The organism is [Clostridium] cellulosi, from assembly GCF_036762875.1.
Taxonomy (GTDB): domain Bacteria; phylum Bacillota; class Clostridia; order Oscillospirales; family Ethanoligenentaceae; genus Ruminiclostridium_D; species Ruminiclostridium_D cellulosi.
In genome coordinates this window covers 66241-81385 of the sequence record NZ_JBAIZF010000003.1, presented here as the reverse complement: position 1 = coordinate 81385, position 15145 = coordinate 66241, and the positions used below count along the sequence as shown (strand labels likewise).

General features: G+C 45.5%; 12 protein-coding genes. 7 read left to right on the top strand and 5 right to left on the bottom strand.

From position 1 onward, the window contains the following. Positions 1-58: 58 nt before the first annotated feature. On the bottom strand, positions 59-1417 hold the full coding sequence (locus tag V6C21_RS01135; protein ID WP_479268125.1) for an MFS transporter: 1359 nt from the start codon (positions 1415-1417) through the stop codon (positions 59-61). A gap of 402 nt (positions 1418-1819) precedes the next feature. Here V6C21_RS01135 and sigK point away from each other — a divergent pair, with 402 nt between their 5' ends. Continuing rightward, positions 1820-2506 (top strand): RNA polymerase sporulation sigma factor SigK, encoded by a 687-nt coding sequence (gene sigK, locus V6C21_RS01130; protein ID WP_034844222.1) that lies wholly within the window; start codon positions 1820-1822, stop codon positions 2504-2506. Positions 2507-2774: 268 nt separating this feature from the next. On the opposite strand, the gene V6C21_RS01125 is transcribed toward sigK, so the two are convergent. Then, positions 2775-5099: a SpoIIE family protein phosphatase gene (locus tag V6C21_RS01125; RefSeq protein WP_034844223.1), complete on the bottom strand. Its 2325-nt coding sequence runs from the start codon at positions 5097-5099 to the stop codon at positions 2775-2777. Positions 5100-5384: 285 nt separating this feature from the next. Here V6C21_RS01125 and V6C21_RS01120 point away from each other — a divergent pair, with 285 nt between their 5' ends. From V6C21_RS01120 to V6C21_RS01110, 3 genes are read left to right on the top strand one after another with little or no spacing between them, the layout of a single operon-like run. After that, the gene (locus tag V6C21_RS01120) at positions 5385-5732 is read left to right on the top strand and encodes a hypothetical protein (RefSeq protein WP_479268124.1); all 348 of its coding nucleotides are present in this window, start codon (positions 5385-5387) and stop codon (positions 5730-5732) included. A 26-nt stretch (positions 5733-5758) separates the two neighbouring features. Then, positions 5759-6526: a glucosaminidase domain-containing protein gene (locus V6C21_RS01115; protein ID WP_051492623.1), complete on the top strand. Its 768-nt coding sequence runs from the start codon at positions 5759-5761 to the stop codon at positions 6524-6526. A 13-nt stretch (positions 6527-6539) separates the two neighbouring features. Further along, entirely contained in the window at positions 6540-6998 is a 459-nt protein-coding gene (locus tag V6C21_RS01110; RefSeq protein WP_034844225.1) for a hypothetical protein, read from the top strand. A 271-nt stretch (positions 6999-7269) separates the two neighbouring features. On the opposite strand, the gene V6C21_RS01105 is transcribed toward V6C21_RS01110, so the two are convergent. The 3 genes from V6C21_RS01105 to V6C21_RS01095 form a co-directional block, all read right to left on the bottom strand. Further along, positions 7270-9495 (bottom strand): ArnT family glycosyltransferase, encoded by a 2226-nt coding sequence (locus V6C21_RS01105; RefSeq protein WP_479268123.1) that lies wholly within the window; start codon positions 9493-9495, stop codon positions 7270-7272. 358 nt (positions 9496-9853) lie between these two features. Beyond that, positions 9854-11104, bottom strand: a complete 1251-nt coding sequence (locus tag V6C21_RS01100; RefSeq protein WP_479268122.1) for an MFS transporter — start codon at positions 11102-11104, stop codon at positions 9854-9856. Between the two features lie 95 nt (positions 11105-11199). Next, the gene (locus V6C21_RS01095; RefSeq protein WP_479268121.1) at positions 11200-11367 is read right to left on the bottom strand and encodes a hypothetical protein; all 168 of its coding nucleotides are present in this window, start codon (positions 11365-11367) and stop codon (positions 11200-11202) included. Positions 11368-11672: 305 nt separating this feature from the next. On the opposite strand from V6C21_RS01095, the gene V6C21_RS01090 reads away from it, so the two are divergent. From V6C21_RS01090 to V6C21_RS01080, 3 genes are all read left to right on the top strand, one after another. Continuing rightward, the gene (locus V6C21_RS01090) at positions 11673-12368 is read left to right on the top strand and encodes an exopolysaccharide biosynthesis polyprenyl glycosylphosphotransferase (protein ID WP_479268120.1); all 696 of its coding nucleotides are present in this window, start codon (positions 11673-11675) and stop codon (positions 12366-12368) included. Further along, positions 12368-13558, top strand: a complete 1191-nt coding sequence (cps2T, locus tag V6C21_RS01085) for a beta 1-4 rhamnosyltransferase Cps2T (protein WP_479268119.1) — start codon at positions 12368-12370, stop codon at positions 13556-13558. The genes V6C21_RS01090 and cps2T overlap by 1 nt, the downstream gene beginning before the upstream one ends. Positions 13559-13624: 66 nt before the next feature. After that, the gene (locus V6C21_RS01080) at positions 13625-14914 is read left to right on the top strand and encodes a glycosyltransferase (RefSeq protein WP_479268118.1); all 1290 of its coding nucleotides are present in this window, start codon (positions 13625-13627) and stop codon (positions 14912-14914) included. Positions 14915-15145 lie beyond the last annotated feature (231 nt).

The following is a 15145-nucleotide window of genomic DNA, read 5'->3' as shown; positions in this document are numbered from 1 at the left end:
AAAACGGCAGGGATAACAAGCTGTTATCCCTGCCGTTTTTTGTGTAGGATAGAAAAGCTTAAATAGATTTATTGCTGGCTGCACGTGTTCTGCCATGTTCCAAATCGGCAATCACATGGTCATATTCGCTGTCCAGCCGGTACTGCAGCAGAATGACAACCATAATGCCAAGCAAAACAAAGGGCAGCAGAATATACAGAAAGCGGATGGCAAACAGCGCAGAACCCGACTGCTTTGCGGCGCCGCCGATATATCCGCCGAGAGAAAGTGTCCAGGACAAAACAGCCGAGCCGATTCCAGACCCGACCTTTATACCGAAGCTGGAGGCACTGTAAATTAAACCTTCCGTGCGGACGCCGGTCGCCCAGTGGCCATATTCGATTATATCGGATACCATTGCGTAAAATGTCCCGTAAATCGGCGTCATACCGATGCCTTTGATCACGTTTCCAACAGCGATAAGATAGATGTTATCCGGCGAAAAATTCATGACCAGAATTCCCGCAAAGGTAATGAATATACCGGCAATGGCCAGGTTGCGCTTGCTAAAACGGCGGATAAACAGCGGCAAGAGCATCATGCCGGCCACAATCGGGATATAAAAGGCCATCGACATCGGGCCTACCAAATTTGAACTGCCTAAAATATTTTGCATATAGTAAACTGTAACGCTGGAATTAATTGTAGTAAACACATAAAGGCAAATGGCGTAGACAGCTATTACAATCCAGTATTTATTATGAAAGAGCGCCTTTATGCCATTCATAACGGAAACATGCTGCTGCCCGCTAATTTCTTCCGGCTTTACCCGTTCCCTCGTTTGCGAGAACGTAATAAGGAACAAAACTGCGGCAATCGAGGCCAGAATGATCCCTGCAAAGCGCCAGCCGGCCAATCCTCCGCCCAACAAATCAACAAATGGCAGCATGACAGCATTAATAAGAATGGTTACGCCATAGGCCATAAACATTCTGAAAATATTTATAACGGAGCGCTGATACTGGTCTCTGGTGAGCAGGGTATTGAGAATTCCATACGGAATATTTATCGCCGAATAGCATAAATTGAACAGCAGGTAAGTTGCAAAAACATATATCGTTTTCCCGGCGTTGTTCCACTCGGGGACAGAAAGCATCATTGCCAGCATGACCGAAAACGGCGCAAACATCCAAAGAATCCATGGCCTTGCCTTGCCGAACCGGGTCTTTGTGCGGTCTACCGCTATCCCCATGACCACATCCATTATGCTGTCTGCCAGCATTGCTGTCAGCATAACTACTCCGACAATGGCTGTGTCAAGCTTAACGATATTGGTATAATAGTATGTCATGTACCAGCAGATTACGGCGTATCCAAGGTTGCTTGCAAGATCGCCAAAACCATACGAGATTTTTTCAGTTAACCGAATGTTTTCCATATTTTATTCCTTCGTTTGTTGATTTGAGTTTCGGCAACAGTATATCATGAAATAATCTTGTATACAAGAACTTTTATGCAAAATCTTTAGAAATACAGAAGCGCTTTTCCTGTTTGATATAGACATACAAGTTCATGCGATAGAACGGAAGGAGTTATCTTGCAGATCAGCGAAAATAAAGAGATCAGGGCTTAATAATTTGAGGGCTTTGTTGACATTTATTCATGAATGTACCGGTTTTGACGTTGGTGTACCGGCCTTGTGAGCCGCTCTTGAGCGGGGGCAACCGCTGGCGCGTAATGTACTTGCACCTTATCGCCGAAATTTTCATATAATTTTATACGGCAAAACATAAAGCGGATGTATGTCCGCTTAAATTTTTGCCGCGGCGGAGGTGCCTGCATGCTATTTTCATCAATTGGTGTCACTGCGGTGAACCTCTTATTTTTTATACTCCATGTAACGAATTCCGGCTCATTCCCCAGACCCTTGACAGCTGCGGAGGAAAAAAAGTATCTTGAACTGCTGAAAAAAGGCGATGAACAGGCAAGGAATATACTGATTGAACACAATCTGCGCCTTGTCGCCCATATTATCAAAAAGTATTACTCAAACGCCCGCGACCAGGATGATTTAATCTCTATCGGCACGATAGGACTTATAAAAGCAGTATCCACCTTTGACAGCAACAAAGGAACCAGACTTGCCACTTATGCAGCGCGCTGCATTGAAAACGAAATATTGATGTATTTCCGCAATCAGAAGAAATCGGCCCAGGATGTTTACATAAGCGACCCGATAGATACCGATAAGGACGGCAATCAGCTTACGCTGATGGATGTGGTGAGCTGTGATGACACCGTCCTTGACGATGTTGATTTTAAAATGAAGTCGGAAAAGCTGCATAAATATATAAAGTCGGCGTTGGGCGAAAGAGAACGCCTTATTATTGAAATGAGGTACGGCATTAACGGGTATACCCCCAAGACACAGAGAGAAGTGGCAGAAAAGCTCAAGATATCACGCTCTTATGTCTCGCGCATTGAAAAAAAGGCACTCGGTGAACTCAGGGCGATGTTTTCAAACTGATTTGTAAGATAGGTGTATCAGAGCTGCCCTTTGAGCGTTTAATAAAGCCCTCAAATAAAAGTTTAAAATATAACCACAACAAAAGCCTTGTTATGCCGGCAAAACCGTAGGCTGTAACAGCCGTTTCCTCAGCGCAAGTTTTGGGTTTGAGGACACACTGAATTGATAAAAGCAACATACCGCAAGTTGCTGAAAAATCGAAAAAACCAGTTAGAAATGCAAAAACGGCATGAGAATCAGTTGATTCCCATGCCGTTTTTTGTTGTTCTTAAGACACTGTTGCGACCATGACGGTGATGTCGTCGTCGTGACCGTCGCTGCGCTGTTCCTTTGCCTTTTTTGCTAAAAACCGCGCGAAGCTTCTGGGCTCGCCGTCGAATTTCTCAATCTCGCGGATTATAAACGAGTCGCCATCTGCTATGACCCCGTCGGAGACGACAACCACCACATCGCCCTGCCGCAGCCTGACGCTTGTCTTTGCCAGCTTTGCTTCGGGCAGGATACCGATAGGCATTGAGCTTGGCTCAATGCGCTCGACCCTGCCACAGCGCCTTACATAAGTCGGTGACGCTCCCGCTTTTAAAAAGATTGCGGTGCCGTCATAAAGGTCAATACAAGCGATGTCGATGGTGGAAAAAGTCTCATCGCCTGATTCTGCAAGAAGCGCCAGCGAAGCAATCCTGGCGGCCTCATCAAAACCGAACCCGCAGCGCAGCAGGCGGGACATGAGCCTTACAGTCAGGTTGCTGTCGATTGCCGCCCGGCCGCCGCAGCCCATGCCGTCACTCAAGATAAGCATTGCTCTGCCTTGCTCGTCCACAAATGAATCGCAGGCATCCCCGCAGAGCGTTTCGCCGGTTTTCTGGATTGCGGCTTCCCCGAACTTTACGCTGAAGCGGGGCTTTTGTGAAAAGGCGATCCGGGTTATGCCGTTATTTGTTTCAATTATTCGCGGCCCTTCCATTTTCCTGCCGCAGGCCGAAGCGAGGGCGCGCAACACCTCTTCTCGGCTCACCCGGCGGCTCTTCCCCTCGATTTCTGCCTCAATGGACATTCTGCCGTGCATGTCCACATAAACTTGCGACGCGGCAGTGTTCAGACCGCAGGAGGCAAGGGCGGCTCGGACGCGTTCCCCGCCGTCGGCCAGTTTTTTGACCGATGAGAAATCGGACGCGATATTGCGCATAAGCGCGGCGGCGTTATAAAAGCCGGGGGCGATAAGCCGCCGGAGCTGCTCAATTTTAAAGTCTGCCGCGAGGCGGGCCGAGTATTCGGCAAAACACCTGTTGACAGCACCGGTGAAGTCGGTGAGCTTGCAGCACCGGGCAGTGAAATGCTTTGGCATATCTTCACGCAATATCGCCCTGTTCTTTTTGAGGGTGTCGGTGATATCGTTCAGCGCGTTCATCGTGTCGTTATAGACGGTTCCCCAGCAGTAAACCTGCATGCCGCAGTTCTTGCAGACCAAGTCGGCGGCGCCGTCGAAAACAACCGATATGTCGGATGAATCGTTTTTGCTTAATTTTGTATGTATCGCAGTGACCATTTCCGAAATCTCTTCGAGCACTTCTGCCGCTGAGGTGAGCCGTTTGTTTATGTCGTGCAGAATCTTGTGCTCACTTTGACTGTGAAGCGGGACAAACAGGCCGGAGGTGCGGCAGAGGAGTTTCTCCGGCAGTATTAGAAAGATAAGTGACGCGGCGGCGACCTCATAAGCCATTGTTATAACCTCTGTTAAACTCGGGGAAAGCGTTATGAGCGCTATTGCGTCCGCAAGAATGAAAGCCGCAGCGCACCAGAACCTTCCCAGTTGAGCGAATATGCCGGCGATAAGCCCCCCAAAGCCGTAACTGGTGGTAATGCCGGACATAGGGCCGCCGCTTAAGCTCATCACCATGCCGGCGGTAATCCCCATCACTGCGCCGCCGGTTTCCCGGCCGTAGCGCGCGGCGCAGAGAATCACAAAGATTGCCGCTGCCCTGCCGACAGATACGCCCGAAAACTGGATACGCTCAAGGGAAAGCAAAAATACGCAGAGGCTTATCGTCACACTGATAAGCTCGTGCTGTGTCAGCCCCCAAAGGGCAGACGGCTGGCTTAGATATTTGAAAGACTTAGCGAAAAAGAATGCGGCGCAGCCGCATATAAGGGTTTCGGTTATGAAAATAAGGATATCGTATGGCATGCCGCCGCCCGCCGCAACAACGGCAATGCCGGTGATTGCTGAAGCAAGGGTCGCAAGGGCAGGGGGGATTGCCGGATGGGAATTCAGCGATTCAAATCCAGCCAGTACCCACTTGAACAAGAAAACAGCCACCGCTGCTGCGATATATCTCAACGGATATTCCGCCCCGTTAGGCAGTATGTATCCTATTATAGCCCCTACAAGAACAAATAGGCTGCTGCCAGGTTCCGCCGCCGCTATCGCCGCTATTCCAAAAGGTGCGCAGTTGTTCAGCATTTGGGCGCGTGATGACAAAATACCCGCTGCAAAATAGAATAATGCCCGAAATATGGTTTGTGCAGTGTTTTTTTCTTCACTGCGGCCGAGAATTGATGATAAATTACCGGTTAAAATATTAGTTTTTGGCATATTGCTGCCGCCTCCGTTAAACTCCCTTTTATTTTTTACATCCGTTAAATATTTGATGTGTGCAAGGTATCGGTGATGAACATTATAAAACGGGGAGCAAAAAAAAGTTGTCAGACGGCGCAGTAAAAATATGTTTTTTTATAACTATGTCCGGCGTATTTGGAATCCCTGATATATCTTGCGGGGTGTGCTGATGATTTTTGTCTTATAAACAATAAAGCAGGGGTCAAGCGCTTTTACGCCAAAATAATGACCCGGCAGGCGGTTTAAAAGGCAATTTTCTGTATGAAGCCGTCTGCTTTTGGATTTGCCCGCTGTATTAATAATGATGAAAATGTTCTGGGAGTGGAGGATATGGATATAGATTTAATAATAACTGCGGCTGCGGCAATTTGCGGCATAATCTTTGGGTGGATTGGCTGCAGAAGAGGGATTAAAAAAGACTATGAGAGCGAGGGCGCACTTAAAAGCAACACAGAGTATATAAAGCGGCGCATTGACGACGTGCTGCTTGAACAGAAGGATACGAACAGAATCATCAACAATTTGACCGAGCGTGTTACCCGGGTCGAGGAGAGTTCAAAACAGGCGCACAAAAGGCTTGACGGCATTGAACAAAGGCTTGCGAATTAAACAAAAGCAAAAAGAAGGGATGTCGAATGAAACAGTCAGAATTTATCGGAAAGGTCAAGGGCGGCGCGCAGGAGAGCATGAAGAATTACGGCATTTTGGCGTCGCTGACGATTGCCCAGGCGATTCTTGAAAGCGGATGGGGCGAACATGCGCCGGGCAACAACCTTTTCGGTATCAAGGCAAACGGATGGAAAGGCAAAACGCAGATTCTCACAACAACTGAATATGTAAACGGGCGAGCCGTTAAAGTAAAGGCGGCGTTCAGAGTCTATGGCTCATGGGACGAAAGCATAGCTGACCACGCAAAGTTTTTAGTAACCAATGCGCGCTATAAAAACCTTATCGGCGAGAAAAATTACAAGCTCGCCTGCCAAAAAATCCAGAGCGACGGCTACGCCACGAGCCCGACCTATGCGCAGAAACTTATAAAACTGATTGAACAGTACAACTTGACCCAATATGATAACTTGTCCCAAGAGAACAAGGCGGAAAAAGCAAAGGAGCGGGTATATACAGTCAAAAAGGGCGATTGCTTATCAAAGATTGGCGCCCAGATGGGGTGCAGGTGGCAGGATATAGCGGCCCTCAACGGGATACGCGCGCCGTACATTATAAGAGTCGGACAGGTTCTAAAGCTGCCCGCGGCGGAGGGCAAGACCTATACGGTTAAGAAGGGCGACTGCTTGAGTAAAATAGCCGCCAAATACAATACGACTTATCAAAAGCTTGCCGCCCTCAATGGCATTAAGCCGCCGTACATTATTTATGTCGGACAAAAATTAAAGATAAACTGACGGGGGAATGGAAATGAGCATGGATATCAAAGAAATCGCAATTATCGGTGCAGCCCTTGCCGCGATAGCGGTTGTCTACGGGCTGGCAAAATTTTTAAGTAAGAAAAAAGTAAATACAGGGGGGCTGCTTTCGGCTATAGATATGGGGCTTAATATCGTTCAGCCTATTGCCGATGTCCTAAAGCCGCTGCTTCCCGGTATCGCAGGAGAAGTAGTCGACACTGTGCTTAAATATGCAAACGGGGCGGTCTGTGCAGCGGAAAAAACGTATAAGGACGCGCTTTTGACTGGTGAGAACGTCGATGATACCCGGCAGGCCGACTGCATTGACATGGTAAAGAAAGCCCTCATGGCGAGCGGAATCGAAATCACCGAGGACACCGAAAAACTCATCAATGCCGTTGTGCCTGTGTTTGTATTGTTTTTGCCCAAAACCCATGAGACTACGCCGACGGCAATAGAAGAAAATTAGGCAAAAAAATTCCCCAGCAGCAGCTGGGGAATATATATTAAGAGGAGGATCTATGAAAAAGTATGTATATATAATAATCTATGATTATGAACATTTGATTAAGACTATGTAAAGTATTTATCAAGAATTATATAAAAGTAAAAGAACTGATATAGTCACTTAGAAATAATCGGTAAAAGGTACTGCAAGGGGACTTGCAGTACCTTTTTATAAAGGAAGCGCAGGGCAGGTACGCACTTGTACTTATCCCTGCGCTTTTTTGAGCCGCATATCATTTGCCTGTAGTTTTAAAGCAGTAAAGTTCCGAGCCTATGCCAAAGCCTGAAGTGCCACCGTATTCTGAAGCGTCGACCTTGACGGCGTTTTGCTCGACATAGGAGATAAGCTCCGAATTACCACGTCCGCCGCCAAATCTTGAGACCAAGAAGTATGTGACTTTGCCTTCCGCCACAAGCTGTTTGAGTTTAGAGACCGACAATGAGTTATCTGAGCCCAGAAAGCCGCCGTAAGCGACCGCCGGCAGCCCCGTATCAATTATTAGCTGCGCGACGTCGGAAGCCCTTTGCGCAACTACAAGATAGCTGCCCGGTTTATAGTTTTTGACAAGGTATTTTTCAAGGCTTGACTGGGGATTTTCCGTGTTGTTCTGCACCGCTCCGCCTCCCATACCGCCTCGGAAAGCAAGCTCCGGGCCGGCGTAGGGCATTGTGGCGTTTGGAACGTACATAACCGGCGTAAGCGACCAGTAAACGGGCGCCGCAAGCAGTGATACCATTGTAAAGATAGATATGAGTGCTTGCATTGGCCTTCTTGGCTTGAGCAGGTAGATGGCCATCAGAATAAGGGCAGCAGTGCCGCTTACAGCCATAATGGGTATAAGCCAAGCCCTCAAGGCCGAATAGCTCCAAACGTGGTAGAGTTCAACCGCGAGGGTGGCGGCGAGTGACACAGGGAGCAAAATTTGTTTTATGCCCTTTCGGTATTTGAAGTACCTGAACATCCCGACAAACCCTGCGCCCGAAAGAACCGCAATCTGCGGAGCCAGCATACAGAGGTAATACTGATGATAAAATCCCGCGAAGCTGAAAAATACGAACATGGTCACGAGCCAGATATACCATAGTGTCAAAACGACAAGTTTTAATGTAGGCTTTTTAAGGCTGGACTTGCTGATAAAGGCAGCCAAACCGAACAGCGAGAAAATCAGAAGCCATGAGGCTTGACCGTAAAGGCTGCTGTTCCAAAGGCGTATTATAGAAGCAGTACCTATATCGTTGCCGTTGTTTCCGCCATTTCTGCCGTTATCGCCCATGACCTTTCCGCTACCGTCGGGCCTGTTTCTGGTAAAACCGCCGTCAAATTGCTGGCGGGGCCCGTTCGCATTATCACCGGCATCCCGTGTGCTGCCGGCGCCGTTTGAATCTGCCGTACCCGCATGGCCTTTATTTTGTCCGGGAGCGGGCCTAAAGTTGTTGTTGCCTTGTCGTTGGGCAGACTTGTTGTCTTGAGCACTGCCGTTATCCTCGTCTTGAGCGGGCGGGGTATTGCCGTCATATTGACCTTTCCAGGGTATGGCGGGCGGAGTGCGGCCGCCGTATTGACGCTGGCCTGGCATTATAGGCAGTGTTCCGCCATCGTTCCGACCTGCGCCGTCTCTGAATATGCCGCCGCCCATACCTGCTCCCTGTCCATAGATCCGTTCAAGGCCGTTATGGCCGATAATTAGATTAAGGACGGTGTTGTTTGTTGAACTGTCCACATAAGGGCGGGACGAAGAAGGATATAGGTCTACAACTATCGCCCAAGCGAATGAAACTGCCGCCATAATGGCAGTCGCAATCAGTCCCGCAAGGAGCCTTTTTAGGAATTTTTGCTTTGAAAAAATCAGATACACAATTGCGAACGCGGGCAGTATGGTATAAGCCTGAAGCATTTTTATATTAAAAGCGAGCCCTACAAACACCGCCGCGATAAAAAGGTAACGCCATTTTGATTTTTCAATGGATTTGAAGAAGAACCATACTGCGACGAGCAGGAAGAAAATCAACTGCATGTCCATTGTGTTGTTTCGGGATACTACAACAACGGCAGGCGTCACCGCAAATATAAGGGCGGACAAAAGGCCGGCTGCGCGCCCGAAATACTTCTTTGTCAGGAAATATATAAGCAGGCAGGAACCAGTACCCGCAATGGCCTGCGGAAGCATCATCGCCCAGCCGTGGTAGCCGAAAATAAGCACAAACAGCGCTTGAATCCACAATCCGAGCGGGGGCTTGTCGACAGATACCATGCCTGCAGGGTCAAATGAAACAAAAAAGAAGTTCTTAAAGCTCTGGGTCATGCTTTTTATCGCGGCCGCGTAATAGGTATTTCCAACGCCGTTTTTGGAAATCGCAAAAAAGTTTAGCCCAAAGGAAAGAACCGATATCAAAACAAGCGCGATGATATGCCAGCGGCGTTTAAAAAAACGGGCCGCAGTTTTATATACATTTTTCATTATCAGTACCCCTCGGTTAACAGTAATTCCGCCTGCCTTATAAAAGCGCGAGAGCGGGGATTATTATGTGGCTGTTTTGACGCACATTTTCCCGTAAGTTATGTTGATACGGGAGCTTATGTAACAATATTAGGCGATAACTGTGAACATTGCGTTAATGGAAAGTAAAGGATTTGTAATAATAATCTGGCCCTACTAAACAGTTTTATTATCATCACAGTGCAAGACATAAAAAACTGCTGCCCGGAAAAGTCATCCCGAACAGCAGAAAGTTATAACAGAAGATATAGTTTCTACCAAGTATTGAAAATTACAGCGCTTAGTGTTAAAATTTAATTACAGAAGTTACAAAGTGGTATTATTCAGCCAACCAGCTCTTAACGGTTTTGCGCCGAAGGACAAAAATTATTGCGAGCGCCAGAAGCGTAACGCCGCCGCAGGATATATACCCGTATTCGCCGCCGAGGTGTTCCATCGCCGTACCGGCGAAAAAGTTGCCGATTGGCGTTGAACCCTGATTTAAAAATGCATAGACGCTCATGACCCTGCCCCGATATTCATCTGATGAGTTCAGTTGAAATATAGAGTTGGCAGTATTGAGAAATGCAATGTTTATGAACCCTATTGCTGCAAGCAGCAAAGCGCTTAGGAGATACTGACGTGAAAAATACATTAATACTTGTATTATCGCCGAAAGCGTTCCAGCGAATAGCAGCATTTTTTTATTCATTCCGTGGCGGCTTATATAGGCGAGTACGATGGCGCCGATAAATGCACCGATGCCGGAAGCGCTCAAAAGGCCAGTATAGCCTTCAGCGCCGCGCCCGAGGACTTCGCGGGCAAAAACCGGAATGATTACGTCATTGTTCATGGCGAATGTGCAGAAAACTGCCATCGCAAGCATATTTAAAATTAAGGTGTCGTTTTTAAAGACATAGCGCAATCCGCCGGCTACCTGTGATAAAACGTGGCCAGTGACGTGATGCGGCACTTCGCCTCCGGATTTTATCATTGCAATTCCGGCAATAACGGGTATGAAGCTGACGGTATTCATAAAGAAGCAGAATACCATGCTGAATTTGACCATCAAAAAACCTGAGAGTGCAGGTCCTACGATTCGGGCAAGGTTGAAGATTGTTGAGTTGAGCGAAATGGCGTTCGTAACATTTTCCCTGCCCACCAAGTGTATAAAGAATGACTGACGTGCGGGCGTATCAAGCGTTTGGTTAAGCCCGTAAATAACACTCAAAACAAGGACATGCTCCACACGGATGGCACCCGTAAACGTTAAAACCGTCATAAGGCCGGCCTGAAGCATAAAGACAATCTGGGTAAAAAGAAGGATTTTCTTCTTTGGAAAACGGTCGACAATTACACCTGCAAACAATGAAAAGAGCATCAACGGCATAAACTGACATACGCCGATAATGCCGACCATCAGCGGGGATTCGGTCAAAGTGTAGACGAGCCAGACCTGCGCTGTGCGCTGAAGCCAGGTGCCTGTCAGCGAAATACACTGACCGAACCAAAACAGCCTGAAGTCCCGGTATTTTAATGATCGAAAGGTTGTTTTGATAAAATTGCTGATAATAATTGATAAATTTCGCAATTCTTACACCTTTTGCTTTATTTGAAGATTATTTGTATCTGATTATTCAGGGACCGTAGATTCGTACCACCGCCAGCTTGGCGGCTGATACTAAATTAGCTGCTTCCTTTTATGTTTTTCAGCATGGTTTCCAGTACAATGCCGACAAGATATACGGATTCTTCTCTGGTAAACCCGTTTTTCTCAAGTTCAGTTCTCATGACTCCAAGGAACTCGGATAAGGCGCCTATGGAGTTAATAAGATTCCTTAGTTTATCACTCATATGATGCGCCCCTTTTACTATAGTTTAGCAGATTATTTGACAGATGTCAGCTATTTAGTGGTCGAAAAAGGGATACAATCTGCCGATGAAATCACGCAGATGCGTTACCCAAATTGAATCGATGTTATATTTGGCATAATAAAATTTTGTTGAAATATCTCATGGAAAACGATATAATAAAATAAGTTATGTGTCGCTGTACAACTTATTATAATTTGCCGTAGATTAGTGCTTGATTTTGTAAAAAGTATATTATATTACTTACGTTGATTTAGCAAAATACAGTTCAGAGAGGAAAAACCGCGATGGACGTTATCGATCAATACACAAGTCAAGATACATATATTTCAAAAACCGACGTTGTCGCAGGGAATATTTATGAAAAAGTTAATAAACGTTACATATACAGGGCCGTAAAAAGATTTTTTGATGTTGTTCTTTCGGTTTTGGCTCTGGTTGTACTTTCTCCGCTCTTTTTGATAACTGCAATAGCCATAAAGCTGGACTCAGAGGGTGAAGTTTTTTATTCTCAACTGAGAGTTGGAAAAGACGGAAAACTATTTAAGATGTATAAATTCCGGAGCATGTGTGTTGATGCAGACAAGCAATTGGACAAGCTTAAGGATCTCAACGAAAAAGACGGTCCTGTTTTCAAGATTGCCAATGACCCGAGAGTGACCAGAGTAGGGCGTATTATAAGGAAAAGAAGCATCGACGAGCTTCCTCAGCTTATTAATATAATAAAAGGCGATATGTCAATAGTGGGGCCTCGCCCGCCGCTGCCTAACGAGGTGGCGCAGTATACGCCGTATCAAATGCAACGGTTGAGCGTTAAACCTGGCTTGACCTGTTATTGGCAGATCAGCGGCCGGAGCGATATATCCTTTGATGAATGGGTCGAACTCGACTGCAAATATATTAGGGAAAGCAGCGTGTGGACTGATATTAAAATCATTTTAAAAACTATTCCAGCAGTGTTAATTGGACGGGGCGCTTATTAATGAATCCAGAATCAACATCAAAACATATATTTATAATTGGAAGCAAAGGCATACCGGCACAATACGGAGGTTTTGAGACTTTCACAGAAAAGCTGACAGCATTAAGAAAAGACGAAAGAATATGCTATCATGTAGCATGTATGTCAGACCGTAACGAAGATTTCGTCTACAACAATGCGCAATGCTTTAGGATAAAAGTACCGAATATCGGTCCTGCCAAAGCGGTATATTACGATATTAAGGCAATTGACTATTGCTGTAAGTATATAGAGAAAAATCAGATTAAAGGCGCAGTGGTATATGTTCTGGCCTGCCGCATTGGGCCTTTTATAGGCAGGTATAAGCGGAGGCTGGCGAAGAGTTCATGTCGGTTGTATGTCAACCCGGACGGTCACGAGTGGAAAAGGGCAAAATGGAATGCGTTGATAAAGCGCTATTGGAAGTTCTCCGAAAGATTAATGGTAAAGCATGCGGATTTGCTTATATGTGACAGTAAAAATATAGAAAAATATATAAAACAGACGTACGCAAGGTTTAATCCAAATACGATGTATTTATCGTATGGCTCAGAAACGAAAAAATCAGCACTTCCGGAGAATGACCCCAAGCTGCAGAATTGGTATGAAAAATTCGGCATTTCAAAGGGGCAGTATTATCTGATTGTGGGCAGGTTCGTTCCTGAAAACAATTATGAGACCATGATACGCGAATACATGAAGTCAAAAACCGAAAAAGACCTTGTAATTATTACGGGCTTTGAAGGCAACAAGTATTATGGTAAGCTGAAAGATTTGACTAATTTTGATAGTGACCCGAGAATCAAATTCGTCGGCACAGTATATGATCAGGAACTGCTCAAGAAGATAAGGGAAAATGCCTACGGTTACCTGCATGGTCATGAAGTCGGCGGCACGAACCCCAGCCTTTTGGAGGCTCTCGGCAGCACAGACCTGAATTTGCTGCTGGATGTCGGGTTTAACAGGGAAGTTGGGGAAGACGGCGCGCTGTATTGGACCAAGGAGGAAGGCTGTCTTGCCAGACTGATTGAGAAAGCGGACGGGCTGTCCCGCGATGAGAGGGACAGATTAGGCACCCTTGCCCGCAAAAGAATCAATGACTGCTATAGCTGGGACAAGATCGTTGGGGGATATGAGTCCCTTTTTATTTCTGGAAATAAAACTTCTGATTAAGGATGTGCATGCCTTATTAATATTTTACACATATCGCAAGGTTTACCCCCGTTCCGTGTTGGAGGCATGACGAATTACTGCGTCGATTTAATGGAACAACAGGTTGCTCAAGGAGACAATGTCTCCCTTTTATATCCAGCTAATTTCAGTTTAGGCAAGACAAGAATTGTAAGGCAAAAGCACTCAAAATATAGAATTTTTGCAATCATCAATCCGCTGCCATTAGCGCTTGTATTTGGAATAAATGAACCGCGCAGGTATATAGCCAAATGTAATTCAGATTGTTACGAAAAGTTTTTGACATCAAACCATTTTGACATAATACATGTTCACTGTTTTATGGGCATTCATAAAGAATTTTTTGAAGCTGCTAAAAATCTGGGCATACCTATGGTATTCACCACTCATGATTATTATCCTTTTTGCATAAAATGCAATTTGCTAAAAAAGGACAACAGTATATGCAGCAGCCCAGACGGATATGAATGCCGTATCTGCAACGCAGGTCAGGGACTTTCGGCGGTAGAAGAGAAATTAATGCAGTCTCATCTTTATATTAGATTAAAATACAGCAGGTTGTTTGAAATTATTCGGAAGCGCTGTCGGTCAAAGATTGAAAATGTAAAAGATGCTGAGCCTACATCTACTGTTGAAGATTATGAGAGCCTTATTGATTATAATATGAGCATTATAAAGCTCATGGATCTTATTCATTGCAACAGTGAAGTTTCTTATAATGTCTATTCAAAATTCCTTCCTGAAGCAAATTATAAAATACTGCCTATAGCTCACAATCATGTACCCAGTATCCGCAAAGATCATCACAAGAAAGAATTGCAGACGCTGCGTATTGGTTATATGGGCGGATTAGCACCGTATAAAGGCATAAATACACTCCTTGAGGCTCTCAAGATACTTGACGCCAACAACAAAAAAAACTGGGAGTTATACCTTTACGGGGCGGATTACAGCGGGCTTGAAAACGATATAAGAATTCATAACTGCGGCAAGTATGAGTATGGTGATTTAGAAGGTATATATGAAAGTCTTGATTTGACAATAGTCCCAAGTGTATGTTATGAAACATACGGATTTATAGTGCCGGAGTCTCTGGCCAGCGGGGTTCCCGCAATTTCTTCGGATACCGTCGGTTCTCAAATGCTGCTGGACGGCTGCGGAGTAAAGTTAGTCTTTAAGTCCGGTTCCGCTGAATCGCTTGCTCAAACATTAGAACCGTTATTTGATGTAAGCATATATAACAGTGTAATCGACTGGGTTTTAAACAATGACTTTGACATCTCAATCGATAATCATACTGCAAAGATCAAATCCATGTATGAGACATTACGTAAGTAACCATTTGCAGGCAAATAGAAATCCTTGATGTATAATATAAACTTTGATATACTATAGGTTAACATAATCGATCCTGCCAGGATTGACTATTAAATATCTTTGGAATAAGAGGAACAGTAGCCCATCCTGATTTGTGGCAGGTTCAACCTGCGAAATAGAATCGGTGATATTGAAAGTTTATTTTATGGATAATAGGGATCTACCTTATCACCTGCGGTTATTTGTAGTATA

Coding starts and splice junctions, on each gene's coding strand:
- cps2T (WP_479268119.1), top strand. CDS start 12,368: ATGAATCCAGAATCAACATCAAAACATATATTTATAATTGGAAGCAAA.
- V6C21_RS01080 (WP_479268118.1), top strand. CDS start 13,625: ATGACGAATTACTGCGTCGATTTAATGGAACAACAGGTTGCTCAAGGA.
- V6C21_RS01110 (WP_034844225.1), top strand. CDS start 6,540: ATGAGCATGGATATCAAAGAAATCGCAATTATCGGTGCAGCCCTTGCC.
- V6C21_RS01090 (WP_479268120.1), top strand. CDS start 11,673: ATGGACGTTATCGATCAATACACAAGTCAAGATACATATATTTCAAAA.
- V6C21_RS01125 (WP_034844223.1), bottom strand. CDS start 5,099: ATGCCAAAAACTAATATTTTAACCGGTAATTTATCATCAATTCTCGGC.
- V6C21_RS01135 (WP_479268125.1), bottom strand. CDS start 1,417: ATGGAAAACATTCGGTTAACTGAAAAAATCTCGTATGGTTTTGGCGAT.
- V6C21_RS01105 (WP_479268123.1), bottom strand. CDS start 9,495: ATGAAAAATGTATATAAAACTGCGGCCCGTTTTTTTAAACGCCGCTGG.
- V6C21_RS01115 (WP_051492623.1), top strand. CDS start 5,759: ATGAAACAGTCAGAATTTATCGGAAAGGTCAAGGGCGGCGCGCAGGAG.
- V6C21_RS01120 (WP_479268124.1), top strand. CDS start 5,385: ATGAAGCCGTCTGCTTTTGGATTTGCCCGCTGTATTAATAATGATGAA.
- V6C21_RS01095 (WP_479268121.1), bottom strand. CDS start 11,367: ATGAGTGATAAACTAAGGAATCTTATTAACTCCATAGGCGCCTTATCC.
- sigK (WP_034844222.1), top strand. CDS start 1,820: ATGCTATTTTCATCAATTGGTGTCACTGCGGTGAACCTCTTATTTTTT.